The organism is Streptomyces luteogriseus (genome assembly GCF_014205055.1).
Lineage (GTDB): Bacteria > Actinomycetota > Actinomycetes > Streptomycetales > Streptomycetaceae > Streptomyces > Streptomyces luteogriseus.
This window is the reverse complement of record NZ_JACHMS010000001.1, coordinates 7,159,145-7,183,140: the sequence shown is the minus strand read 5'-3', so window position 1 is coordinate 7,183,140 and position 23,996 is coordinate 7,159,145. Positions and strand designations below refer to the sequence as shown.

Here is a 23,996-nt window from a genome sequence, read left to right as displayed (position 1 = left end):
ACGGATCAGCCTCCGCCCGCCACCGCCACCCGCGGATCACCCGATGTCGGCAGGATCCACCCGCACCCACACACCGGTGCCGGTTCCGCCTCCCCGGGCCATCCGCGCGGCCTGCGCGGCCTTGAGCGCGGCGGCCAGCGCGGCGCCCCTGCCGGGCGGCACCCGCAGCAGCGCCCGCTCCCACTGCTCCCCGGGCGGCGGCGCCCCCGCCCGCCGGGGCCGCCCGGCGGCGGGGACCGGCAACGGCACCGGCCCCAGCACCTCGGCCTCCGGCGGCAATTCGGCCGTACGGAGGAAGTCGGCCACCGCCTCCGCGGGACCCGACACGGACGCCATCCGCGACACCGGCGGGAATCCCAGCTCGGACCGCTCGGCGAGTTCCCGCACCGCGTGCCCCACGGGATCCCAGCGGACGAGCGCCTGTACGGGGCGCAGCGTCGGCTCGGCCACGACCACCACCGTGCCGCCGGCCGACTGCGGCCGGACGAGGGACGCGGCCGCGATCCACCGCCGCAAAGCGTCCTCCCCCGCCCGCAGATCGGGCCGCCCGAGCATGGCCCACCCGTCCAGCAGCAGCGCCGCCGCGTAGCCGCCTTCGGCAACGGGCTCGGCGCCCGGCGTGCTCACGACCAGTGCGGGCGCCCCCGGCACCGTGTCGAGCACGTGTTCCCTCCCCGAGGTGCGCACCGGCACCGCGGGGAAGGCCCGGCCGAGCTCCTCGGCGGTCCGCCGCGCGCCGACGACCGAGGCGCGCAGGCGGAAGGATCCGCAGTCCGGGCAGTGCCACCCGCTCTCCGCGCGACCGCACCACCCGCAGTTCAGGGCATCGCCGTCGGGTGCCTCCAGCGGTCCCGAGCAGTGCCGGCAGCGCGCGGGCGCCCGGCAGTTGGCGCAGGCCATACGCGGCACGTACCCCCTGCGGGGCACCTGCACCAGCACCGGGCCGTTCCGCAGCCCGTCCCTGACGGCCTGCCAGGCGAGGGTGGGCAGCCGGGCGGCCCGGGCCGCCTCGTCGCGCGCGAGATCCTGGTCGCCGACGGTCCGTACCAGCGGAGCGGCTCCGCGCACCTGCTCCCGCCCGGCGACGAGCGGCCGGGCCCAGCCGCTCTCGACGAGTTGCGCGGCCTCCACCGTGCAGCCCCAGCTCCCCAGCAGGAAGCCGCACTTGTCCTGGGCGGCCCGCAGCAGGAGCACCTCGCGGGCGTGGGGCTGCGGGGCGTGCTGCTCGCTGTGGCTGTCGTCGCCGTCGTCCCAGAGGGCGACCAGGCCGAGGTCCTGGACAGGCGCGAACATCGCGGCCCTCGTCCCGATCACGGCCCGTACGGAGCCACGCCGTACCGCGAGCCATTGCGCGTACCGCTTCTCGGGGCCGGCGTCGGCGGTGAGCACCGCATGCCGCCCCTTCCCCAGCAGCGAGGTCAGCGCGGCGTCGACCCGTGCGACCGCCCGTCCGTCGGGCAGGACGGCGAGCGCCCCGCGCCCGGAGGCCAGCGTCGCGGCGACGGCCCGGGCCAGTTCCTCGCTCCACTGCGGGCCGGGCAGCGCGTTCCACACGGCCCGGGGCGCCCCGCCGGAGGTCAGGGACTCCAGGAACGCCGCTCCCCGCTCGTACCGCTGCCAGGAGCCTGTCTCGGGCGCCGGGGGCGGTGGCAGCGGGTCGGGTGAGGACCGCTGCTCGGCGCGTGCGTTGCGCGGCGGTACGGCGAGCTGCAGGACGTCGGCGAGGCTGCCCGCGTACCGGTCGGCGACCGCCCTGGCCAGATCCAGCAGTTCCGTGCTGAGCACCTGCTCGGGCGACACGACCTGGGCGAGGGCGGCCAGCGGGCCCGAGTAGTCGGACTCGGCCAGCCGCTCGACGAGGAACCCGTCGATCAGCCCGCCGCCCTCGCGCCGCCCCTCCCGCACGCGATGCCGCCCGGCCCCGAACCGGACCCGCACCCGCACGCCCGGCCGGGCGTCCGCGTCCAGTTCCTCGGGCACGGCATAGTCGAAGTACCGGTCGAGATGGAGCACGCCCTTGTCGACGAGCACGCGCGCGACGGGCAGTTCCCTGGCGAGCGCGGCCCCCCGCCAGGTCCGCGGCTTGGCCCGGGGCTTCTTGGCCTTGCGCACGCTGTCCCGGATGAGCGCGAGCTGCTCGGGCGGCGCACCCTCCGCCCCGCCGCCCGCCTGTTCGTTCTCGCTGCTCACGCTTGCATTCTTACCAAACACCACTGACAAACGGGGGCGCCCGAGTTCCCTCTCGGTGACGGCGCGCACTCGCCTTGGACCACTCGGCCACGCCACCGGGCACCGCCCGGCCGACGGCGGGATTCGAACCCGCGGGGGCTGCTTCGAGCCCAGAAGTAGCCGTCGCCTTCGCACCGGGCGCCCCGGCGCACTCCCACCGTAAGGAGCGTCCGCCGCCGTCCGCGAGCCGTTTTGGGACCGCGGGCAGGAGAGAGCCCCCTCCCGGTGAGGCCTGAGGTCATGGCGGAGGCCCGGCCCCCCGAAGGGTGCCGGGCCTCACACGATGCCCTGAAGGACGGGACTTACAGCCCCGCGGCCTTGCGCAGCGCGTCCACGCGGTCCGTCCGCTCCCACGTGAACTCGGGGAGCTCGCGGCCGAAGTGGCCGTACGCGGCGGTCTGGGAGTAGATCGGGCGGAGCAGGTCGAGGTCGCGGATGATGGCGGCCGGGCGGAGGTCGAAGACCTCGTCGATCGCCTTCTCGATCTTCTCCGTGTCGATCTTGGCGGTGCCGAAGGTCTCGACGAACAGACCCACCGGCTCGGCCTTGCCGATCGCGTACGCGACCTGGACCTCGCAGCGGGTGGCGAGACCGGCGGCGACCACGTTCTTCGCGACCCAGCGCATCGCGTACGCCGCGGAGCGGTCGACCTTGGACGGGTCCTTGCCGGAGAAGGCACCGCCGCCGTGGCGGGCCATGCCGCCGTAGGTGTCGATGATGATCTTGCGGCCGGTCAGGCCGGCGTCACCCATCGGGCCGCCGATCTCGAAGCGGCCGGTGGGGTTGACCAGGAGACGGTAGTTCTCCGTGTCGATCTTGATGCCCTCGTCCAGGAGCGCCTTCAGCTCCGGCTCGACGACGAACTCCTTGATGTCCGGAGCCAGCAGCGAGTCCAGGTCGATGTCCGAGGCGTGCTGCGAGGAGACGACGACGGTGTCCAGGCGGACCGCCTTGTCGCCGTCGTACTCGATGGTGACCTGCGTCTTGCCGTCCGGGCGCAGGTAGGGGATCGTGCCGTTCTTGCGCACGTCGGACAGGCGCTTCGACAGGCGGTGGGCCAGGAAGATCGGCAGCGGCATCAGCGTCGGCGTCTCGTCCGTCGCGTAGCCGAACATCAGGCCCTGGTCGCCCGCGCCCTGCTTGTCGAGCTCGTCCTCGTCACCCTCGACACGGGACTCGTACGCCGTGTCCACGCCCTGGGCGATGTCCGGGGACTGCGCGCCGATCGACACCGACACGCCGCAGGAGGCGCCGTCGAAGCCCTTCTTGCTGGAGTCGTAGCCGATTTCGAGGATCTTGCTCCGGACCAGCGTCGCGATGTCCGCGTACGTCTTGGTCGTGACCTCGCCGGCCACGTGCACCAGGCCGGTCGTGATCAGGGTCTCGACGGCGACCCGAGAGGACGGGTCCTCGCGCAGGAGCGCGTCGAGAATGGTGTCGCTGATCTGGTCAGCGATCTTGTCGGGGTGACCCTCGGTCACGGACTCCGAGGTGAAAAGGCGACGGGACACAACGCTCCCTGGGGTTGCAGCGGCTGCTGGCTGATCATTGGCGGACGGCGGGGGCTGCACCCGGCGCCGTCCGTGGAACAGTTTACGGGTCACGCTTCGGCCACGGGCCCCCTGTCTCGCCACTCGGGAGTGCTGTGACCTGCGGCACGGGCATTCTGCCCAATGCCGAGCGGCATTGGCCAGAGGCGCCACGCCCAGAACGACCGGCTTTCGCGGGGGTGCTCCGCATCCGAGACATCAGCGCAGGCGCTCGGCCACCAGGTCCCACACGGTGTCGGCCAGGGCTTCCTTGGGTCCGTGTGCCACCGCGGTCTCGCTGCCGTCGGCACCGAGCACGACCGCCTCGTTCTCCTCGGAACCGAAGGTCTTGCGCTCCCCCACCTCGTTCACGACGAGCAGATCGCAGCCCTTGCGCTTGAGCTTGGCGCGGCCGTTGGCGAGGACGTCGTCCGTCTCCGCGGCGAAGCCGACGATCACCTGTCCGGGGCGGGTCCGGTCACCGGAGATCTCCGCGAGGATGTCCGGATTCCGCACCAGGATGAGCGGCTCCGGTTCATGGCCGTCCTTCTTCTTGATCTTCCCCGCCGCGTACGCCGCCGGGCGGAAGTCCGCCACGGCGGCGGCCATCACCACGGCGTCGGCGTCGGGGGCGGCGCGCAGCACCGCCTCGCGCAGTTCCACGGCGGTACCGACCGGCACGACGTCGACGCCCGCCGGGGCCGGCAGGGCGCTGTTGGCCGCGATCAGTGTGACGCGGGCGCCGCGCGCGGCGGCAGTGCGGGCGAGGGCGTAGCCCTGCTTTCCGGAGGAGCGGTTACCGAGGAAGCGCACGGGGTCCAGGGGCTCACGGGTGCCACCGGCGCTGACGAGGACATGCCGGCCTGCGAGGTCGGGCTCGACGACGCCCCGGGCCAGCACGCGGCGGCAGACCTCGAAGATCTCGCCCGGGTCGGGCAGTCGGCCCTTGCCGGTGTCGACACCGGTGAGGCGGCCCACGGCCGGCTCGATGACGACGGCGCCGCGGCGGCGCAGCGTCGCCACGTTCTCCTGGGTGGCCGGGTGCTCCCACATCTCCGTGTGCATGGCGGGGGCGAAGACGACCGGGCAGCGGGCGGTGAGCAGCGTGTTGGTCAGGAGGTCGTCGGCGAGGCCGTGGGCCGCCTTGGCGAGCATGTCGGCGGTGGCCGGGGCGACGACGACCAGGTCCGCGTGCTGCCCGATGCGGACGTGCGGGACCTCGTGCACGTCGTCCCACACCTCGGTGGAGACCGGGTGGCCGGAGAGCGCGGACCAGGTCGCGGCGCCGACGAAGTGCAGCGCGGAGGCGGTGGGCACCACACGCACGTCGTGGCCCGACTCCGTCAGCCGCCGCAGCAGCTCACAGGCCTTGTACGCGGCGATGCCCCCGCTGACCCCCAGAACGACCTTCGGCTTGTCCACGTCTCTCCCCGGACCTCGGCAACCGGCACACCGTACGACTCCATGACACACCACAGGCCCGGCAGTCGGCCTGCCGGGCCTGTGGACAAGTCAGCGTCAAGCTGTGAATCCTGCTTACTGCGCCGGGCCCTCGACGGCCTCGGACGTCAGGAGCCCCGCGTTGATCTCGCGGAGGGCGATCGAGAGCGGCTTCTCGTGGACGTGGGTGTCGACGAGGGGACCGACGTACTCGAGGAGACCCTCGCCGAGCTGCGAGTAGTACGCGTTGATCTGGCGGGCACGCTTGGCCGCGTAGATCACGAGGCTGTACTTCGAGTCGGTGGCCTCGAGGAGCTCGTCGATCGGCGGGTTGATGATGCCCTCGGGCGCGGAGATGGAAGAGGACACGCTCTACCTTCCGATGGATGGGAAAGAATCTGTCGGGCTGATCAGCCGACCGGAACGATCGGCGATGGTCACACGACGTCCACCAAGGCTAGCAGCTCGCGCGCCACGTCCTCGACGGAGGTGTTGACCAGGGTGGTGTCGAACTCCGGCTCGGCCGCGAGTTCGATCTTCGCCGCTTCCAGCCGGCGCTCGATCACCTCGGGCGGTTCGGTGCCCCGCCCGGTGAGTCGGCGCACGAGCTCCTCCCAGGAGGGAGGAGCCAGGAACACCAGCTGGGCCTCGGGCATCGACTCACGGACCAGGCGAGCGCCCTGGAGGTCGATCTCGAGCAGCACGGGCTCGCCGTTCTCCAGCCGCTCCTGCACGGCCGCTCGCGGCGTGCCGTAGCGGTTGCCGGCGAACTCGGCCCACTCCAGCAGTTCCCCGTTGGCGATCAGCTTGTCCATCTCGTCGTCGGAGACGAAGAAGTAGTGGACTCCATGCTGCTCGCCGGGCCGGGGCTTGCGCGTCGTCGCCGACACGGAGAGCCAGACCTCGGGATGTTCCTTGCGCATATGGGCGACGACCGTGCTCTTGCCGACCCCGGAGGGGCCGGAGAGCACGGTCAGCCGCGGACGTACGTCCGGGGGCACGGGGGTCGTCCCCCGGGGTGTTGCAGCCATGCAGCGATTATCCAGCAATCGCGGAGTGCCCGGGACTCACTCCCCCGGAGCGCCCGGTTCAGGAACCGGTGCTGCCGAACTCGCGCTCCAGGGAGGCGATCTGGTTGGACCCGAGGCCCCGCACGCGGCGGCTCTCGGAGATGCCGAGTCGCTCCATGATCTGCTTGGCGCGGACCTTGCCCACGCCCGGCAGCGACTCGAGCAGGGCGGAGACCTTCATCTTGCCGATGACGTCGTTCTCCTGGCCCTGCTTGATGACCTCGTGAAGGGAGGCGCCGGAGTGCTTGAGTCGATTCTTGACCTCGGCCCGCTCCCGGCGAGCCGCGGCGGCCTTTTCGAGCGCGGCTGCGCGCTGTTCAGGGGTAAGGGGCGGAAGAGCCACGCCTACGTCACCTCGGATGTCGAACTGTCGGATACGGACCGGTGAGGAACCTAGTCGCCCCACACCTGGGGAGCCACGAGCAACACACGCTTGCCCGTTCTCTCGTCGGAGACTAGCGGGCAAGTCCGCCAGAGTCAGCGAGAACAGCGGAAAAGTCCTGGTCAGCCTTCATCTGAACGGACATTTAGGACATACTGCCCCGGATTTGAGGATGTATTCAGATTCAAGCGGGCCCCGGGCCACTCATCGGAGGTCTCGCGAGAACGTCCGGACGCCCTCACGAGGACGTCACGGTGTGACGGATCTCCTCCGCGAAGCGCTCCGCGGCGTCACGCAGAGCGACCACGTCGGGACCGTGGCGTAGTACTCCCCTGCTGACGTTCGGCACGACATTGCGCACCGCCGCCCCGAAGACCCCGGGAAGATCGGCCGGCGTGGCGCCCTGGGCGCCGATGCCGGGTGCGAGGAGGGGGCCGTTGATGTCCAGGTCGTACGACGACAGATCACCCAGGGTGGCGCCGACGACCGCGCCGAAGGACCCCAGGGGCTCCTCCCCCGCGTTCTCGGCGGCCAGGTGCGCGAGCATCGTCGCTCCGACGTTCCGGCCGCCGGGCCGCACGGCGTGCTGGACCTCGCCGCCCTCCGGGTTGGAGGTCAGCGCCAGCACGAACAGTCCGGCGCCGCTCTCCCGGGCCAGCGCGACGGCCGGGCTGAGCGATCCGTAGCCGAGGTAGGGCGAAACGGTCAGGGCGTCGGAGAACAGCGGCGCGTCCTTGTGCAGGAAGGACTCGGCGTACGCGGCCATGGTGGAGCCGATGTCGCCTCGCTTGGCGTCCATCACGACCAGCGCGCCGGCCGCCCGGGCCTCGGCGACCGACTTCTCCAGCACGGCGACGCCGCGCGAGCCGAAGCGCTCGAAGAACGCGCTCTGCGGCTTGAGCACGGCGACCCGGTCGGCCACCGCCTCGACGACCGTGCGGCTGAACCGCTCCAGGCCCGCCACGTCGTCGTTCAGGCCCCACTCGGCGAGCAGGGAGGCGTGCGGGTCGATGCCGACGCACAGCGGGCCGCGCTCGTCCATGGCACGGCGCAGGCGCGCGCCGAAGGGCTCGAGACCACTCATGCCGTCTTCCTCACGTCGGCGCCCACCGCGTCGGCGAGCGTGGCGTAGGGGCTCGTGGCCAGGCGTGCGGCGAGCCCCTTGTGGATGGAGCGGCCCCAGAAGGGCCCCTCGTAGATGAAGGCGCTGTAGCCCTGGACCAGCGTGGCGCCGGCCAGGATGCGCTGCCAGGCGTCCTCGGCGTTCTCGATGCCGCCCACGCCCACCAGGGTGATCCGGTCGCCCACGCGCGCGTAGAGGCGGCGCAGGACCTCCAGGGAGCGTTCCTTCAGGGGCGCTCCGGACAGGCCGCCGGTCTCCTTGACCAGGGAGGCGTCCGACTTCAGACCGAGTCCCTCGCGCGCGATGGTGGTGTTCGTGGCGATGATCCCGTCCAGGCCGAGCTCCACGGCGAGGTCGGCGACGGCGTCGACGTCCTCGTCGGCGAGGTCCGGCGCGATCTTGACCAGGAGCGGGACGCGCCGCGCGGACACGACGCGGTCGGCGGCCTCGCGGACGGCGCTCAGCAAGGGGCGGAGCGCCTCCGTCGCCTGGAGGTTGCGCAGACCCGGCGTATTCGGCGAGGAGACGTTGACGACCAGGTAGTCGGCGTACGGCGCGAGCCGCTCGGCGGACTTCACGTAGTCCGCGACGGCCTCCTCCTCGGGAACGACCTTGGTCTTGCCGATGTTGACGCCCACGACCGGCTTGAAGACGGGCGTGCGGGAGGCCAGGCGGGCGGCGACGCGGAGCGAGCCGTCGTTGTTGAAGCCCATGCGGTTGATCAGCGCCCGGTCCTTGACCAGGCGGAAGAGCCGCTGCTTGGGGTTGCCGGGCTGCGGCTCTCCGGTGACCGTGCCGATCTCGACGTGGTCGAAGCCGAGCATGGCCATGCCGTCGATGCCGACGGCGTTCTTGTCGAAGCCCGCGGCGAGCCCGAAGGGGCCGTGCATGCGCAGTCCGAGGGCCTCGGTGCGCAGCTCCTTGTGGCGGGGCGCGAGGGCGGCCGCGAGGAAGGTGCGCAGCACGGGCACGCGGGCGGCCAGGCGGATCCAGCGGAAGGCCAGGTGGTGGGCCTGCTCCGGGTCCAGCCGCTTGAAGACGAGACGGAAGAAGATCTTGTACATGGTGTCCTCACGAAGACATGGCGTCCTCACGAAGAGGGGGACACCGTTTCCGGTGTCCCCCTCGGGGCTGCTAGTCGCGGGCCGCGGTCAGGTGTTCCGCGTGTTCCTGGAGCGATCGGACGCTCACGTCTCCGCGGTTGAGGGCGTCGATGCCCTGGACCGCCGCCGCGAGTGCCTGGACCGTCGTCAGGCAGGGCACGGAGCGTGCCACGGCCGCCGTACGGATGTCGTAGCCGTCGAGGCGGCCACCGGTGCCGTACGGGGTGTTGACGATGAGGTCGACCTCGCCGTCGTGGATGAGCTGGACGATGGTCTTCTCGCCGTTCGGGCCGGTGCCCTCGGACTGCTTGCGCACGACGGTGGCATTGATGCCGTTGCGCTTGAGGACCTCCGCGGTGCCGGAGGTGGCGAGCAGCTCGAAGCCGTGCGCGACCAGCTCGCGGGCCGGGAAGATCATCGAGCGCTTGTCGCGGTTGGCGACCGAGATGAAGGCGCGTCCCTTGGTGGGCAGCGGTCCGTAGGCGCCGGCCTGCGATTTGGCGTACGCCGTGCCGAAGACGGAGTCGATGCCCATGACCTCGCCGGTGGAGCGCATCTCCGGGCCGAGGACCGTGTCGACGCCGCGGCCGTGGATGTCGCGGAAGCGCGACCACGGCATAACGGCCTCCTTGACGGAGATCGGCGCGTCGAGCGGGAGCTCACCGCCGTCACCGTCGGCCGGGAGCAGGCCCTCGGCGCGCAGCTCGGCGATGGTCGCGCCGAGCGAGATGCGGGCGGCGGCCTTGGCCAGCGGCACCGCCGTCGCCTTCGAGGTGAAGGGGACGGTCCGGGACGCGCGCGGGTTGGCCTCCAGGACGTAGAGGATGTCGCCCGCGAGCGCGAACTGGATGTTGATCAGCCCGCGGACCCCGACGCCCTTGGCGATGCCCTCCGTGGAGGCGCGCAGGCGCTTGATGTCGAAGCCGCCCAGCGTGATCGGGGGCAGGGCGCAGGCCGAGTCGCCGGAGTGGATGCCGGCCTCCTCGATGTGCTCCATGACGCCGCCGAGGTAGAGCTCCTCGCCGTCGTAGAGGGCGTCGACGTCGATCTCGATCGCGTCGTCGAGGAACCGGTCGACCAGGACCGGCCGCGAGGGGCTGATCTCGGTCGACTCGGCGATGTACGCCTCCAGGCGCGTCTCGTCGTAGACGATCTCCATGCCGCGCCCGCCGAGGACGTAGGACGGGCGGACCAGGACCGGGTAGCCGATCTCGTCGGCGATGGACTTGGCCTCGGTGAAGGTGGTGGCGGTGCCGTGCTTGGGGGCCGGGAGGCCGGCCTCCGCCAGGACACGGCCGAAGGCGCCCCGGTCCTCGGCGGCGTGGATGGCCTCCGGGGAGGTGCCGACGATCGGCACGCCGTTGTCCTTCAGCGCCTGCGACAGGCCCAGCGGGGTCTGGCCGCCGAGCTGCACGACGACGCCCGCGACCGGTCCGGCCTGCTGCTCGGCGTGCACGATCTCCAGCACGTCCTCGAGCGTCAGCGGCTCGAAGTACAGGCGGTCGGAGGTGTCGTAGTCAGTGGAGACGGTCTCCGGATTGCAGTTGACCATCACGGTCTCGTAGCCCGCGTCGCTGAGCGCGAAGGAGGCGTGGACGCAGGAGTAGTCGAACTCGATGCCCTGGCCGATGCGGTTCGGGCCGGAGCCCAGGATGATGACGGCCGGCTTCTCGCGGGAGGCGACCTCCGTCTCCTCGTCGTAGGAGGAGTAGAAGTACGGCGTCTTGGCGGCGAACTCGGCGGCGCAGGTGTCGACCGTCTTGTAGACCGGGCGGATGCCGAGCGCGTGCCGGACCTCGCGCACGACGTCCTCGCGCAGGCCGCGGATCTCACCGATCTGCGTGTCGGAGAAGCCGTGCCGCTTGGCCTCGGCGAGCAGGTCGGTGGTCAGCTCGGGGGCCTCGGCCAGCTCGTCGGCGATCTCCTTGATCAGGAAGAGCTGGTCGACGAACCAGGGGTCGATCTTCGTGTACTCGAAGACCTCCTCGGGCGTGGCACCGGCGCGGATGGCCTGCATGACGGTGTTGATGCGGCCGTCCGTGGGGCGGACCGAGTCGCGCAGCAGCTGTTCCTTGTCGCCGGGCTCGCCGACGAAGGTGAACTGGCTGCCCTTCTTCTCCAGCGAGCGCAGCGCCTTCTGGAAGGCCTCGGTGAAGTTGCGGCCGATGGCCATGGCCTCGCCGACCGACTTCATGGTGGTGGTGAGGGTGGCGTCCGCGCTCGGGAACTTCTCGAAGGCGAACCGCGGGGCCTTCACGACCACGTAGTCGAGCGTCGGCTCGAAGGAGGCCGGGGTCTCCTGCGTGATGTCGTTCGGGATCTCGTCCAGCGTGTAGCCGACGGCGAGCTTGGCGGCGATCTTGGCGATCGGGAAGCCGGTCGCCTTGGAGGCGAGCGCCGAGGAACGCGACACGCGCGGGTTCATCTCGATGACGATCACGCGACCGTCCTCGGGGTTCACCGCGAACTGGATGTTGCAGCCGCCGGTGTCGACGCCGACCTCGCGGATGACGGCGATGCCGATGTCGCGCAGGGTCTGGTACTCGCGGTCGGTCAGCGTCATCGCGGGCGCCACGGTGATCGAGTCGCCGGTGTGCACGCCCATGGGGTCGAAGTTCTCGATGGAGCAGACGACCACGACGTTGTCGTGCTTGTCGCGCATCAGCTCCAGCTCGTACTCCTTCCAGCCGAGGATGGACTCCTCCAGGAGCACCTCGGTGGTCGGGGAGAGCGTGAGGCCCTGGCCGGCGATGCGGCGCAGTTCCTCCTCGTCGTGGGCGAAGCCGGAGCCGGCGCCGCCCATGGTGAAGGAGGGGCGGACGACGACGGGGTAGCCGCCGAGCGTGTCGACGCCGGCGAGGACGTCGTCCATGGAGTGGCAGATGACCGAGCGGGCGGACTCGCCGTGACCGATCTTCCGGCGTACGGCCTCGACGACCTCCTTGAAGAGGTCGCGGTCCTCGCCCTTGTTGATGGCCTCGACGTTGGCGCCGATCAGCTCGACGCCGTACTTGTCGAGGGTCCCCGCCTCGTGCAGCGAGATGGCCGTGTTGAGGGCCGTCTGGCCGCCCAGGGTGGGCAGCAGCGCGTCGGGGCGCTCCTTGGCGATGATCTTCTCGACGAACTCGGGGGTGATCGGCTCGACGTAGGTGGCGTCGGCGATCTCCGGGTCGGTCATGATCGTCGCCGGGTTGGAGTTCACCAGGACGACCCTGAGGCCCTCGGCCTTCAGGACGCGGCACGCCTGGGTGCCGGAGTAGTCGAACTCGGCGGCCTGGCCGATGACGATCGGGCCGGAGCCGATGACCAGGACGGACTGGATATCGGTGCGCTTAGGCACGCTGGCCCTCCATCAGGGATACGAAGCGGTCGAACAGGTAGGCGGCGTCGTGCGGGCCGGCTGCCGCTTCGGGGTGGTACTGGACGCTGAAGGCGGGGCGGTCGAGGAGCTGGAGCCCCTCCACCACGTTGTCGTTCAGGCAGACGTGCGACACCTCGGCGCGGCCGAACGGGGTCTCGGAGACCTGGTCGAGCGGGGCGTCGACGGCGAAGCCGTGGTTGTGCGCGGTGACCTCGACCTTGCCGGTCGTGCGGTCCTGCACCGGCTGGTTGATGCCGCGGTGGCCGTACTTCAGCTTGAAGGTGCCGAAGCCGAGCGCGCGGCCGAGGATCTGGTTGCCGAAGCAGATGCCGAACAGCGGCGTGCCGCGCTCCAGGACGCCCCGCATCACGGAGACGGGGTGGTCGGCGGTGGCCGGGTCGCCCGGGCCGTTGGAGAAGAACACGCCGTCCGGGTTCACCGCGTAGACGTCCTCGACGGTCGCGGTGGCCGGGAGCACGTGCACCTCGATGCCGCGCTCGGCCATGCGGTGCGGGGTCATGCCCTTGATGCCGAGGTCGACGGCGGCGACGGTGAACTTCTTCTCGCCGATGGCCGGGACGACGTACGGCACGTCGGTGGCGACCTCGGCGGAGAGGTTCGCGCCCTTCATCTGCGGCGCTTCCTGGACGCGGGCCAGCAGCGCGGCGTCGTCCCGGACGGCGTCGCCGCTGAAGATGCCGACGCGCATGGCGCCGCGCTCGCGCAGGTGGCGGGTGAGGGCGCGGGTGTCGATGCCGCTGATGCCGACGACGCCCTGGGCGCCGAGCTCCTCGTCGAGCGTGCGCCGGGAGCGCCAGTTGGACGGCACGCGCGCGGGGTCGCGCACGACGTAGCCGGAGACCCAGATCTTCCTGGACTCCATGTCCTCGTCGTTCACGCCCGTGTTCCCGACGTGCGGGGCGGTCATCACCACGACCTGGCGGTGGTACGAGGGGTCGGTGAGGGTCTCCTGGTAGCCGGTCATGCCGGTGGAGAACACCGCTTCGCCGAAGGTCTCCCCCACGGCCCCGTAGGCGCGACCGCGGAAGATCCGGCCGTCCTCCAGGACGAGTACGGCGGGAGTTTTGGCGGCTCCCCTGGTGGAGGTGGTCATCGTTCGGCGCCTTCCCTGGTGTTCGTTTCGATCATGGAGTTGAGGGCTTCGGCCCACTCGTTGTGCTCGGCCGCGTGGTCGGAGCGGAACCCGGAGTCGATCAGCCGGTCGCCGTGCTCCCAGGTGACGACGAGCAGGCCGCCCTCGGTGAGCACCTTGCCGGCGATGCCCTTGTCGAGCCGGGCCTCACGCAGCTGGGCGGCCGGGACGAAGAAGTCGCTCGCCCCGGGGCGTACGACGTCGAGGCCGGCGTCCGTGAGGGTGAGCTCGGCCCGGCTGCGGGTGCCCAGGCCCCGGGCGACGATGCGGTCGAGCCACTGACCGGCCGTGGTGGAGCCGTGGTAGCGACCGCTCATGGCCAACTTCGCGGGCCCCGGGTCGTCCGGGGCGGTGGGCAGCTCGGGCAGGTCGCCCTGGAGGGTGCCGCGCCACTTCCAGCCCTCGCGCATCAGCCAGTAGACGAGCGCGACGAACAGGCCGAGGCCGACGACCCAGCCGATGCGGGCGGCCCAGTCGGTCACTTGCGCCGATTCCTTCTCGGCGGCCAGCAGGAGTACAGGTGTCACGTGAGCTTCCCGTCGACGAGCGTGGCCTTGCCCCGCAGCCACGTGTGCGTCACGCGGCCCGGCAGCTCACGCCCCTCGTAGGGGGTGTTGCGGCTGCGCGAGGCGAAGCCCGCGGGTTCCACGAGCCCACGGTATGCCGAGTCGACCAGGGTGAGGTTGGCGGGCTCACCTGCCGAGACGGGACGTCCGTGGCCGGTGGCCCGTCCGATCTGCGCGGGCTTGACGGACATCCGGTCGGCGACGCCGGCCCAGTCCAGCAGGCCCGTGTCGACCATGGTCTCCTGCACCACCGACAGGGCCGTCTCCAGGCCGACCATGCCCATGGCGGCCGCGGCCCACTCGCAGTCCTTGTCCTCGTGCGGGTGCGGGGCGTGGTCGGTGGCGACGATGTCGATCGTGCCGTCGGCGAGGGCCTCGCGCAGGGCCATGACGTCGCGCTCGGTGCGCAGCGGCGGGTTGACCTTGTAGACGGGGTTGTAGGTGCGCACCAGCTCATCCGTGAGGAGGAGGTGGTGGGGGGTGACCTCGGCGGTGACGGCGATGCCGCGGGACTTGGCCCAGCGGACGATCTCGACGGAGCCGGCGGTCGACAGGTGGCAGATGTGGACGCGGGAGCCGACGTGGTCGGCGAGCAGGACATCCCGGGCGATGATCGATTCTTCGGCCACCGCGGGCCATCCCCCGAGGCCCAGCTCGGCGGAGACGATGCCCTCGTTCATCTCGGCACCCTCGGTCAGCCGCGGCTCCTGCGCGTGCTGGGCGACGACACCGCCGAAGGCCTTCACGTACTCCAGGGCCCGGCGCATGATCACGGCGTCGTGGACGCACTTGCCGTCGTCGGAGAAGACGGTGACGCCGGCGGCGGACTCGTGCATGGCGCCCAGCTCGGCGAGCTTGCGGCCCTCCAGGCCGACGGTGACGGCACCGATCGGCTGCACGTCGCAGTAGCCGTGCTCCTTGCCGAGCCGCCAGACCTGCTCGACGACACCGGCGGTGTCGGCGACCGGGAAGGTGTTGGCCATGGCGAACACGGTGGTGTAGCCGCCGGAGGCGGCGGCGCGGGTGCCGGTGAGGACGGTCTCGGAGTCCTCACGGCCGGGCTCGCGCAGATGGGTGTGCAGGTCGACCAGGCCCGGCAGCAGTACCTTGCCGTCGGCCTCGACGACCTCGGCGCCCTCGCCGGACAGCCCGCTCCCCACCTCGGCGATCGTCCCGCCGTCGATCAGGACGTCCTGCGGCTCGCCGCCCAGCACCTTCGCACCACGGATCAGGATCTTGCTCATCTGTCTTACTTCTCCTCGGTGCGGGGGTGGGTGACGGCGGGTTCGTTCCCACCGAGCAGCAGGTACAGGACGGCCATCCGGATGGACACTCCGTTTGCGACCTGCTCGACGACGGTGCAGCGGTCGGAGTCGGCGACCTCGGCGGTGATCTCCATGCCCCGGACCATCGGGCCGGGGTGCATCACGATGGCGTGCTCGGGCATCCGCGCCATGCGGTCGCCGTCGAGGCCGTAGCGCCGGGAGTACTCGCGCTCGGTCGGGAAGAAGGCGGCGTTCATGCGCTCGCGCTGGACGCGCAGCATCATCACCGCGTCGGACTTGGGCAGCGTGCTGTCGAGGTCGTAGGAGACCTCGCAGGGCCAGGTCTCGATGCCGACCGGCAGCAGGGTGGGCGGGGCGACGAGGGTGACCTCGGCGCCGAGGGTGTGCAGCAGGTCGACGTTGGAGCGGGCGACCCGGCTGTGCAGGACGTCGCCGACGAGCGTGATGCGCTTGCCCTCGAGGTCCCGGCCGAGTCCGGCGTCCCGCCCGATCAGGCGGCGGCGCATGGTGAAGGCGTCCAGCAGGGCCTGGGTGGGGTGCTGGTGGGTGCCGTCGCCGGCGTTGACGACGACCGCGTCGATCCAGCCGGAGTTCGCCAGGCGATACGGGGCTCCGGAGGCGCCGTGCCGGATGACCACGGCGTCGACGCCCATGGCCTCCAGGGTCTGGGCGGTGTCCTTCAGGGACTCGCCCTTGGAGACGCTGGAGCCCTTGGCGGTGAAGTTGATGACGTCCGCGGACAGCCGCTTCTCGGCTGCCTCGAAGGAGATCCGGGTCCGGGTGGAGTCCTCGAAGAAGAGGTTGACGATCGTGCGGCCGCGCAGGGTCGGCAGCTTCTTGATCGGCCGGTCGGCGACCCGGGCCATCTCCTCGGCGGTGTCGAGGATCAGGACGGCGTCGTCGCGGGTGAGGTCGGCGGCCGAGATGAGATGACGCTGCATCTGTCAGGCTCCGTAAGGCAGTTCATTCGGGAGAATGGGGGCAGACGGGCGCGCGAGGGCGCGACTAGCGGGCGTACGAAGGCGGCGTACGCCGGGAGCGCTACTGAGAGGTCGGCTTGGCACCGAGCAGCACGGTGTCGCGACCGTCCTCCTCGGCGAGCTGGACCTTGACCGTCTCCCGCAACGACGTGGGGAGGTTCTTGCCGACGTAGTCGGCGCGGATGGGCAGTTCGCGGTGTCCGCGGTCGACGAGGACGGCGAGCTGCACCGCGCGCGGGCGCCCGAGGTCGTTGAGCGCGTCGAGGGCGGCGCGGATGGTGCGGCCGGAGAAGAGCACGTCGTCGACGAGGACGACGAGCTTGCCGTCGAGGCCGTCGCCGGGGATCTCGGTGCGGGCCAGCGCACGCGGCGGGTGCATGCGCAGGTCGTCGCGGTACATGGTGATGTCGAGCGAGCCGCACGGGACCTTGCGCTCGGTGATCTGCTCGAGCTTGTCCGCGATCCGCCGGGCGAGGAAGACACCCCGGGTCGGAATGCCGAGGAGCACCACGTCGTCGGCACCCTTGGCGCGCTCGACGATCTCGTGGGCGATGCGGGTCAGTACCCGCGCGATGTCGGGCCCTTCGAGAACGGGCCGGGCATCGGACTGCGTGTCATGCGTGTCCATACGAAACGGACCTCCTTCTCCGCCTCACGGGACGGACCTTAAAGGACGTCGGGATTGCGCCATACACGGTAGCAGGTCCCCGCGATCGCCCGTACGGACCCCTTGGATCACCCACTCGGCCTAACGGAACGCCGATATCACGGAAGAGTCGGTGCGGACCATTCAGCTTGACGCGGCAGAGTAACGCTGCGTAACCTCACAGTGAGTTACCAGCCGCGCGGCCTGGCACCCACGCCAGACGCGTCGACACAGTGCCGGGGAGCTATATGTCCAGCGAATACGCCAAACAGCTCGGGGCCAAGCTCCGGGCCATCCGCACCCAGCAGGGCCTTTCCCTCCACGGTGTCGAGGAGAAGTCCCAGGGCCGCTGGAAGGCGGTCGTGGTCGGTTCGTACGAGCGCGGCGACCGTGCCGTGACCGTGCAGCGTCTTGCCGAGCTGGCGGACTTCTACGGCGTTCCGGTGCAGGAGCTGCTTCCGGGCACCACCCCGGGCGGCGCCGCCGAGCCGCCGCCGAAGCTGGTCCTGGACCTGGAGCGGCTGGCCACGGTGCCGGCCGAGAAGGCGGGCCCCCTTCAGCGCTACGCCGCCACGATCCAGTCGCAGCGCGGTGACTACAACGGCAAGGTGCTGTCGATCCGCCAGGACGACCTGCGCACACTCGCCGTCATCTACGACCAGTCGCCGTCCGTCCTCACGGAGCAGCTGATCAGCTGGGGTGTCCTGGACGCGGACGCGCGCCGCGCGGTGGCGTCCCACGAGGAGGCCTGACCCGCTCGGCGGGCCCAGCAGAAACGTGCCGCCGGGGTGGCCGAAACCGTATGGTTCTCGGCCACCCCGGCGGCGTTGTGCGGCTCTGACATCCCTGCGCCCGCACGAGGACGTACGGGAACGCCGGAGGGCCCGCAGCGGTGACGCTGCGGGCCCTCCGGCATGTGGTCCGTCTCAGACCTCGTCGCGGCGGAGCGAGGGCTTGAGTTCCTTCAGCCGGCCGAGCAGGCCGTTCACGAACGAGGGCGACTCGTCCGTGGAGAACTCCTTCGCCAGCTGCACCATTTCGTCGAGGACGACGGCGTCCGGCGTCGCATCGACCCAGATCAGCTCGTAGGCGCCGAGCCGCAGGATGTTGCGGTCGACGACGGGCATCCGGTCGAGGGTCCAGCCGACGGAGTACTGCGCGATCAGCTCGTCGATGCGCTTCGCGTGCGACGCGTAGCCTTCGACCAGCTCCATCGTGTACTCGCTGACCGGCGGCTGCCGGGTGTCCGCCCGGGAGAGCCGGACCCAGTCCGCGAGGACGGTCAGCACATCGGCGCCGCGCTGGTCCCCCTCGAAGAGGATCTGGAAGGCGCGCTTACGGGCCGTGTTGCGGGCAGCCACGGTTAGCTGTTCACCCGGCCGAGGTAGTCGCTGGTGCGGGTGTCGACCTTGATCTTCTCACCGGTGGTGATGAAGAGCGGCACGTTGATCTGGTGGCCGGTCTCCAGGATGGCGGGCTTGGTGCCGCCGGTGGAGCGGTCGCCCTGGACGCCCGGCTCGGTCTCCTGGATGACGAGCTCGACGGCGGCCGGCAGCTCGACGAAGAGCACCTCGCCCTCGTGCTGCGCGACGGTGGCGGTGAAGCCCTCGATCAGGAAGTTGGCGGCGTCGCCGACGGCCTTCTTGTCGACGTGCAGCTGGTCGTAGGTCTCCATGTCCATGAAGACGAAGTACTCGCCGTCCATGTAGGAGAACTGCATGTCGCGCTTGTCGACGGTGGCCGTTTCGACCTTGACGCCGGCGTTGAAGGTCTTGTCGACGACCTTGCCGGAGAGCACGTTCTTGAGCTTGGTGCGCACGAAGGCCGGGCCCTTGCCGGGCTTGACGTGCTGGAACTCGACGACGGACCAGAGCTGGCCGCCTTCGAGCTTGAGCACCATGCCGTTCTTGAGGTCGTTCGTGGAAGCCACGGTTGCGGAATCTCCTGGACTGACGTACGACCCCGGTGCACGCACCTGCCTGGCTACAGGGCGAGCAGCTCCTTGGTCGTGATGGTGAGTAGCTCGGGTCCGCCGTCCGCCTCGGGGCGGACGACGAGCGTGTCATCGATCCGGACACCGCCCCGGCCCGGGAGGTGGACCCCCGGTTCGACGGTGACTGGCACGCAAGCGTCCAGTTTACCCATGGCCGCGGGACTCAATTGAGGGTCCTCGTCGATTTCGAGCCCCACGCCGTGTCCGGTCAGGACCGTGAGGCCCTCCGTGTACCCCGCGGAGTCCAGGACCTGACGGGCGGCGCGGTCGACGTCCCGGCAGGCGGCGCCGGGTACCAGGCTCTCACGCCCGGCCCGCTGGGCCGCGAAGACCAGGTTGTACAGCTCGATCTGCCAGTCCGCGGGAGCGGTGCCGATGACGAAGGTGCGGCCGATCTCGCAACGGTAGCCGCGGTACGTCGCGCCGAGGCAGACGGAGAGGAAGTCGCCCTCCTCGACCCGGCGGTCGGTGGGCCGGTGGCCGGGACGGCCGGCGTTCGGTCCGGTGCCGACGGACGTCGGGAAGGCGGGCCCGTCCGCCCCGTGGTCCACAAGTCGTCTCTCGAGCTCCAGGGCGAGATGGCGCTCGGTGCGGCCGACGAGGATCGACTCCAGCAGTTCGCCGAGGGCCTGGTCGGCGATCTCGGCGCCGATGCGCAGACAGGAGATCTCCTCCTCGTCCTTGACGACCCTGAGCTGCTCGACGGCGTTGCCGAGGTCGGCCAGGCGGAGCCGGGGTGCCACCGAGCCGAGGGCGCGGTGGCGGGCCACGGTGAGGTGGTGCTCCTCCACGGCGAGCGAGTCGGCGCCCTGGCCCGCGGCGAATCCTGCGGCCGCGACGGCCGGGTCACCGCCGCCGACTGCGGGCAGGGTCTGTACCCGCAGGGCCTCGTCGGGTCGCTCCTGCGTGGGGCGGTCGGCCGCCGTGACGGCACTGACCAGGAGGTCGTGCTCCTCGGTCCTGCCCAGCAGCAGAACGGCGCCCCGCGGGGCGGCGCCCGCGAGATAGCGCACGTTGGCGGGGCGGGAGACCAGCGCCGCCGCGCTGCCGCCCGCGTTGCAGTATTCCCTCAGACGCGTCCGGCGGGCCGCGTACACCTCTGACATGACCCGAGCGTATGAGCTCCGCCGGTTTGGCGCCGGTTGAGGGCGTCTGAGTGGGCGGTGCCTGGTGCAGCGTGCCGTTCGGGAGACGGGGTGCCGCGCGGGGTCGTATGCCGTCCGCGGCTGTGTGGGGGCTTGTCGCGCAGTTCCCCGCGCCCCTATGGGGCGCTCGGCTGAGGGGGGCTCACCACTGGGGCGGGCTGGCGATCGACCTGGCCAGGACGTCGTCCAGGATCCGCGCCGTCTCCGGGACGTCCAGCTGGGAGTTGTCGATGATCGGCAGCCCCGAGCCGTACCACCCGGCCATGCGGCCGTGGATGCGGGCGACCTCCTCGTCGGACAGCCGTCGGTTGCCCGAGCGCTCCGCGTTGCGCTCCAGGACGATCTCCAGGCCCGGCAGCAGCACGACCGGCAGCAGGCCCGGCCCCACGTGGCGCTTCCAGCCGCCGAGGCCGACGACCGGGCGGTCGGGGAAGACCGCGTCGTCGAGGATGCACGAGATGCCGTTGGCCAGGAAGTTCCGCGCGGCGAAGCCGCAGGTGCGGCGGGCCAGGCGGTACTGCGCTTCGGAGTTGTCGTTCCACCCGGACTGGGGGTCGGCGAAGCCGGAGCGGACCCACTCGCGTACGTCGTCGAGGCTGATGTGGGCCGTGGGGACCCGGCGGTGGTCCGCCCAGTACTTGGCGACGCTGGTCTTGCCCGCACCCGCGGGTCCGATGAGCAGCACCGCGAGCGTCGTGCCGGCGGGGTCGGGAACCGTCGCGGCGGGCGGAGCCATCGGCATGGCGACCGGGCCGCCGGGCGGCAGCGGCACGTGCCCGGTGGTCTCCGGCATCGACGGGGCGGAGACCGGGGCCGGTCCGGGGCCGGGCGGGGGCGCCGGATATCCCGGTGCCGGGGGCGGCGGGGGCACGGGCACGGAGCCCTGATGCGCACCCGCGTTCCGCGGGCCCGGGTGATGTGCGGCCGGCGACCAGCCCGTGGCCGGTCCGTGCCCCGGCTGATGGGGCGGCGGCAGCGGAGAACCCACTGCGTGCTGCATCCGGTGCCACTCCGTCTCGTACAGGCGATGGGCGCTGACAGCGGGGCGGGGCCCGCTTGCTACCGAACGGTACCGCCCCCGGTCGTCGATGTGTGAACGGCCGGGGGCGGCCCGAAGTGCCCGGCCCCGTAAGGCGATTTCGGGCGGAAGACGCGCCGGAGGACTTACTGCCCCACTTCGCCGTACGCGGCGAGCAGCACGGCCGGGTCGGGTCCCTCCAGGACGGTGGGCTTGGCCAGACCGTCGAGGACGATGAAGCGCAGCAGGTTGCCGCGGGACTTCTTGTCGACCTTCATGGTCTCCAGCAGCTTGGGCCACTGGTCGTACCGGTAGTGCAGGGGCAACCCGACCGCTTCGAGGATCGTGCGGTGGCGGTCGGCCGTCGCGTCGTCCAGCCTGCCCGCCAGGCGCCCCAGTTCGGCGGCGAAGTGCATGCCGACCGCGACCGCCGCGCCGTGGCGCCACTTGTAGCGCTCGTTCTTCTCGATGGCGTGGCCCAGCGTGTGGCCGTAGTTGAGGATCTCGCGCAGGCCGGACTCCTTCAGGTCCGACGACACGACGTCCGCCTTGACCCGGATGGAGCGCTCGATGAGCTCGGCGGTGTGCGGGCCGGCCGGGGTGCGGGCGGCCTCGACGTCGGACTCGATGAGTTCGAGGATCACCGGGTCGGCGATGAAACCGGCCTTGATGACCTCCGCGAGCCCGGAGACATAGTCGTTGACCGGCAGGGAGTCCAGTGCGGCCAGGTCGCAGAGCACCCCGGCGGGCGGGTGGAAGGCGCCGACGAGGTTCTTGCCCTCGGCGGTGTTGATGCCGGTCTTGCCGCCGACGGCCGCGTCGACCATGGCGAGCACGGTGGTCGGGATGGCGATCCAGCGCACCCCGCGCAGCCAGGTCGCGGCGACGAACCCGGCGAGGTCGGTGGTCGCGCCACCGCCGACGCCGACGATGACGTCGGTACGCGTGAACCCGGACCGGCCGAGCGCCTTCCAGCAGTAGGCGGCGACCTCGGCGGTCTTGGCCTCCTCCGCGTTGGGCACCTGGACGGCGACCACCTCGTAGCCCTGCTCGGCCAGGTCGGCACGGAGCGCGTCGCCGGTCTCGGCCAACGCCTCGGGGTGGAGGATCGCGACCCGCTGGGCCTTCTCGCCGATCAGCCCGCCGAGTTCACCCAGCAGTTGCCGGCCCACCAGGACCTCGTACGGGTCGGTCCCCGCGGTGCCGCCGACCTGGATCCGCGTCACTGCCTCGCTCATGCTTCCTTCAACTCCAGTGCGTCCAGGGCGGCTTCGGTGACCTCTTCGGGGGTCCGGCCGTCGGTGGCGACCACGGCTGTGGCGACCTCCTCGTACAGGTGGCGGCGGGCCTCCATGAGCTCGCGCCACTGCTTGCGCGGGTTGACCGCGAGCAGCGGGCGGGCCGCGTTGAGGCCGGTGCGCTTGACCGCCTCCTCGACGTCCATCGACAGGTACGCCACGCGCTGCCCGGCGAGCAGTGCGCGCGTGTCGGCGTCGAGGATCGCGCCGCCGCCGAGGGCCAGGACGCCGTCGTGCTCGCCGAGCGCCCGCCGCACCGCCGCCTTCTCGATCGCGCGGAAGGCGGACTCGCCCTCGTCGACGAAGATCTCGGCGATGGTCCTGCCCTGCTCGGCGACGATGTCGTCGTCGGTGTCCCGGTAGGAGACGCCGAGCCGCTCGGCCAGCAGCTGCCCCACGGTGGACTTGCCCACGCCCATCGGCCCGACCAGGACGACCAGCGGGCCGCTCATCGGATGGCGAGGTTGTCGAGGTACGACGTCACGTTGCGGCGGGTCTCGGCCACCGAGTCGCCGCCGAACTTCTCCGCCACCGCGTCCGCCAGCACCAGGGCCACCATGGCCTCGGCCACGATGCCCGCGGCCGGGACCGCGGACACGTCGGAGCGCTGGTGGTGGGCCTGCGCGGCCTCGCCGGTGGTGACGTCCACGGTCTGCAGGGCGCGCGGGACGGTCGCGATCGGCTTCATCGCGGCGCGGACGCGCAGCAGCTCACCGGTGGTCAGGCCGCCCTCGGTGCCGCCGGAGCGGCCGGTGGTGCGGCGGATGCCGTCGTCGGTCTTCACGATCTCGTCGTGCGCCTTGGAACCGGGCACCCGTGCCAGCTCGAAACCGTCACCGATCTCGACGCCCTTGATCGCCTGGATGCCCATGAGGGCACCGGCGAGGCGGGCGTCCAGCTTGCGGTCCCAGTGCACATGCGAACCGAGGCCGACGGGCACGCCGTACGCCAGGATCTCGACCACACCGCCGAGGGTGTCGCCGTCCTTGTGGGCCTGGTCGATCTCGGCGACCATCGCCTTCGACGCGTCCGCGTCCAGGCAGCGCACCGGGTCCTCGTCCAGCCGCGCGACATCGGCCGGGGTCGGGTAGACGCCCTTCGGCGCCTTGGCCGCGGCCAGCTCGACGACGTGGCTGACGATCTCGACGCCGGTCGTCTCCTTGAGGTACGACCGGGCCACAGCGCCCAGGGCGACGCGAGCGGCCGTCTCACGCGCCGAGGCACGCTCCAGGATCGGCCGGGCCTCGTCGAACCCGTACTTCTGCATGCCCGCCAGGTCGGCGTGACCGGGCCGGGGCCGCGTCAGCGGGGCGTTGCGGGCCAGCCCGTCGAGGATCTCCGGGTCGACCGGGTCGGCGGCCATGACCTGTTCCCACTTGGGCCACTCGGTGTTGCCCACCATGATCGCGACCGGGGAGCCGAGGGTGAGGCCGTGCCGGACGCCGCCCAGGAAGGTGACCTCGTCGCGCTCGAACTTCATCCGGGCACCGCGCCCATAGCCCAGGCGCCGCCTCGCGAGATGGTCCGCCACCATGTCCGTGGTGATCGGCACGCCGGCGGGAAGGCCCTCCAGCGTCGCGACGAGTGCGGGACCGTGGGACTCCCCCGCGGTCAGCCAGCGCAACCTGCTCAACGGTGCTCCTCAGTGCTCGCGCTCTGGTACTGCCCTGCGTA

At 71.3% G+C, this 23,996-nt stretch carries 22 protein-coding genes; 1 reads left to right on the top strand and 21 read right to left on the bottom strand.

Going from position 1 to position 23,996, the window contains the following annotated elements:
• Positions 1 to 36: 36 nt before the first annotated feature.
• The 14 genes from BJ965_RS32075 to pyrR form a co-directional block, all read right to left on the bottom strand.
• Positions 37 to 2,190: a primosomal protein N' gene (locus BJ965_RS32075; RefSeq protein ID WP_184913596.1), complete on the bottom strand. Its 2,154-nt coding sequence runs from the start codon at positions 2,188 to 2,190 to the stop codon at positions 37 to 39.
• Positions 2,191 to 2,531: 341 nt separating this feature from the next.
• Positions 2,532 to 3,740 carry a methionine adenosyltransferase gene (metK, locus tag BJ965_RS32070; protein WP_184913594.1) on the bottom strand — a complete coding sequence of 403 codons (1,209 nt, stop codon included), beginning with the start codon at positions 3,738 to 3,740 and terminating at the stop codon, positions 2,532 to 2,534.
• Between the two features lie 237 nt (positions 3,741 to 3,977).
• The gene (coaBC, locus tag BJ965_RS32065) at positions 3,978 to 5,180 is read right to left on the bottom strand and encodes a bifunctional phosphopantothenoylcysteine decarboxylase/phosphopantothenate--cysteine ligase CoaBC (protein ID WP_184913592.1); all 1,203 of its coding nucleotides are present in this window, start codon (positions 5,178 to 5,180) and stop codon (positions 3,978 to 3,980) included.
• A 114-nt stretch (positions 5,181 to 5,294) separates the two neighbouring features.
• A complete protein-coding gene (gene rpoZ, locus BJ965_RS32060; RefSeq protein ID WP_003988945.1) occupies positions 5,295 to 5,567 on the bottom strand; it encodes a DNA-directed RNA polymerase subunit omega in 273 nt (90 codons plus the stop codon).
• A gap of 68 nt (positions 5,568 to 5,635) precedes the next feature.
• Positions 5,636 to 6,229 carry a guanylate kinase gene (gene gmk / locus BJ965_RS32055; protein WP_184913590.1) on the bottom strand — a complete coding sequence of 198 codons (594 nt, stop codon included), beginning with the start codon at positions 6,227 to 6,229 and terminating at the stop codon, positions 5,636 to 5,638.
• A 58-nt stretch (positions 6,230 to 6,287) separates the two neighbouring features.
• Positions 6,288 to 6,611 carry an integration host factor gene (locus BJ965_RS32050; RefSeq protein WP_003977346.1) on the bottom strand — a complete coding sequence of 108 codons (324 nt, stop codon included), beginning with the start codon at positions 6,609 to 6,611 and terminating at the stop codon, positions 6,288 to 6,290.
• 277 nt (positions 6,612 to 6,888) lie between these two features.
• The gene (gene pyrF, locus BJ965_RS32045) at positions 6,889 to 7,734 is read right to left on the bottom strand and encodes an orotidine-5'-phosphate decarboxylase (RefSeq protein ID WP_184913588.1); all 846 of its coding nucleotides are present in this window, start codon (positions 7,732 to 7,734) and stop codon (positions 6,889 to 6,891) included.
• Positions 7,731 to 8,837 carry a quinone-dependent dihydroorotate dehydrogenase gene (locus BJ965_RS32040; protein WP_184913586.1) on the bottom strand — a complete coding sequence of 369 codons (1,107 nt, stop codon included), beginning with the start codon at positions 8,835 to 8,837 and terminating at the stop codon, positions 7,731 to 7,733. Before BJ965_RS32040 ends, pyrF begins: the two co-directional genes overlap by 4 nt.
• A 70-nt stretch (positions 8,838 to 8,907) precedes the next feature.
• Complete coding sequence (carB, locus tag BJ965_RS32035; RefSeq protein ID WP_184913584.1) at positions 8,908 to 12,216, bottom strand: carbamoyl-phosphate synthase large subunit; 3,309 nt, start codon at positions 12,214 to 12,216, stop codon at positions 8,908 to 8,910.
• Positions 12,209 to 13,351, bottom strand: a complete 1,143-nt coding sequence (carA, locus tag BJ965_RS32030) for a glutamine-hydrolyzing carbamoyl-phosphate synthase small subunit (protein ID WP_184913576.1) — start codon at positions 13,349 to 13,351, stop codon at positions 12,209 to 12,211. Before carA ends, carB begins: the two co-directional genes overlap by 8 nt.
• Positions 13,348 to 13,917, bottom strand: coding sequence for a PH-like domain-containing protein (locus BJ965_RS32025; protein ID WP_184913567.1), 570 nt, complete (start codon positions 13,915 to 13,917; stop codon positions 13,348 to 13,350). The genes carA and BJ965_RS32025 overlap by 4 nt, the downstream gene beginning before the upstream one ends.
• Positions 13,914 to 15,200: a dihydroorotase gene (locus BJ965_RS32020; protein ID WP_184913565.1), complete on the bottom strand. Its 1,287-nt coding sequence runs from the start codon at positions 15,198 to 15,200 to the stop codon at positions 13,914 to 13,916. Before BJ965_RS32020 ends, BJ965_RS32025 begins: the two co-directional genes overlap by 4 nt.
• Before the next feature lie 5 nt (positions 15,201 to 15,205).
• Positions 15,206 to 16,183 (bottom strand): aspartate carbamoyltransferase catalytic subunit, encoded by a 978-nt coding sequence (locus tag BJ965_RS32015; protein WP_184913563.1) that lies wholly within the window; start codon positions 16,181 to 16,183, stop codon positions 15,206 to 15,208.
• Between the two features lie 100 nt (positions 16,184 to 16,283).
• Positions 16,284 to 16,850 carry a bifunctional pyr operon transcriptional regulator/uracil phosphoribosyltransferase PyrR gene (gene pyrR / locus BJ965_RS32010; protein ID WP_184913561.1) on the bottom strand — a complete coding sequence of 189 codons (567 nt, stop codon included), beginning with the start codon at positions 16,848 to 16,850 and terminating at the stop codon, positions 16,284 to 16,286.
• A 266-nt stretch (positions 16,851 to 17,116) separates the two neighbouring features.
• Between pyrR and bldD the strand changes: the two genes are divergently transcribed.
• Positions 17,117 to 17,620, top strand: coding sequence for a transcriptional regulator BldD (gene bldD, locus BJ965_RS32005; protein WP_018570201.1), 504 nt, complete (start codon positions 17,117 to 17,119; stop codon positions 17,618 to 17,620).
• 174 nt (positions 17,621 to 17,794) lie between these two features.
• Here bldD and nusB read toward each other — a convergent pair whose 3' ends face one another.
• The 7 genes from nusB to aroC form a co-directional block, all read right to left on the bottom strand.
• Positions 17,795 to 18,229 (bottom strand): transcription antitermination factor NusB, encoded by a 435-nt coding sequence (nusB, locus tag BJ965_RS32000; protein WP_142165057.1) that lies wholly within the window; start codon positions 18,227 to 18,229, stop codon positions 17,795 to 17,797.
• A 2-nt stretch (positions 18,230 to 18,231) separates the two neighbouring features.
• Complete coding sequence (gene efp / locus BJ965_RS31995) at positions 18,232 to 18,798, bottom strand: elongation factor P (RefSeq protein WP_030843148.1); 567 nt, start codon at positions 18,796 to 18,798, stop codon at positions 18,232 to 18,234.
• A gap of 53 nt (positions 18,799 to 18,851) precedes the next feature.
• The gene (locus tag BJ965_RS31990; RefSeq protein ID WP_184913559.1) at positions 18,852 to 19,967 is read right to left on the bottom strand and encodes an aminopeptidase P family protein; all 1,116 of its coding nucleotides are present in this window, start codon (positions 19,965 to 19,967) and stop codon (positions 18,852 to 18,854) included.
• Positions 19,968 to 20,148: 181 nt separating this feature from the next.
• On the bottom strand, positions 20,149 to 21,006 hold the full coding sequence (locus BJ965_RS31985; RefSeq protein ID WP_184913557.1) for a Pro-rich N-terminal domain-containing protein: 858 nt from the start codon (positions 21,004 to 21,006) through the stop codon (positions 20,149 to 20,151).
• A gap of 164 nt (positions 21,007 to 21,170) precedes the next feature.
• On the bottom strand, positions 21,171 to 22,262 hold the full coding sequence (aroB, locus tag BJ965_RS31980) for a 3-dehydroquinate synthase (protein WP_184913555.1): 1,092 nt from the start codon (positions 22,260 to 22,262) through the stop codon (positions 21,171 to 21,173).
• The gene (locus tag BJ965_RS31975) at positions 22,259 to 22,774 is read right to left on the bottom strand and encodes a shikimate kinase (protein WP_184913553.1); all 516 of its coding nucleotides are present in this window, start codon (positions 22,772 to 22,774) and stop codon (positions 22,259 to 22,261) included. The genes aroB and BJ965_RS31975 overlap by 4 nt, the downstream gene beginning before the upstream one ends.
• Positions 22,771 to 23,955 (bottom strand): chorismate synthase, encoded by a 1,185-nt coding sequence (gene aroC / locus BJ965_RS31970; protein WP_184913551.1) that lies wholly within the window; start codon positions 23,953 to 23,955, stop codon positions 22,771 to 22,773. Before aroC ends, BJ965_RS31975 begins: the two co-directional genes overlap by 4 nt.
• Positions 23,956 to 23,996: the final 41 nt, after the last annotated feature.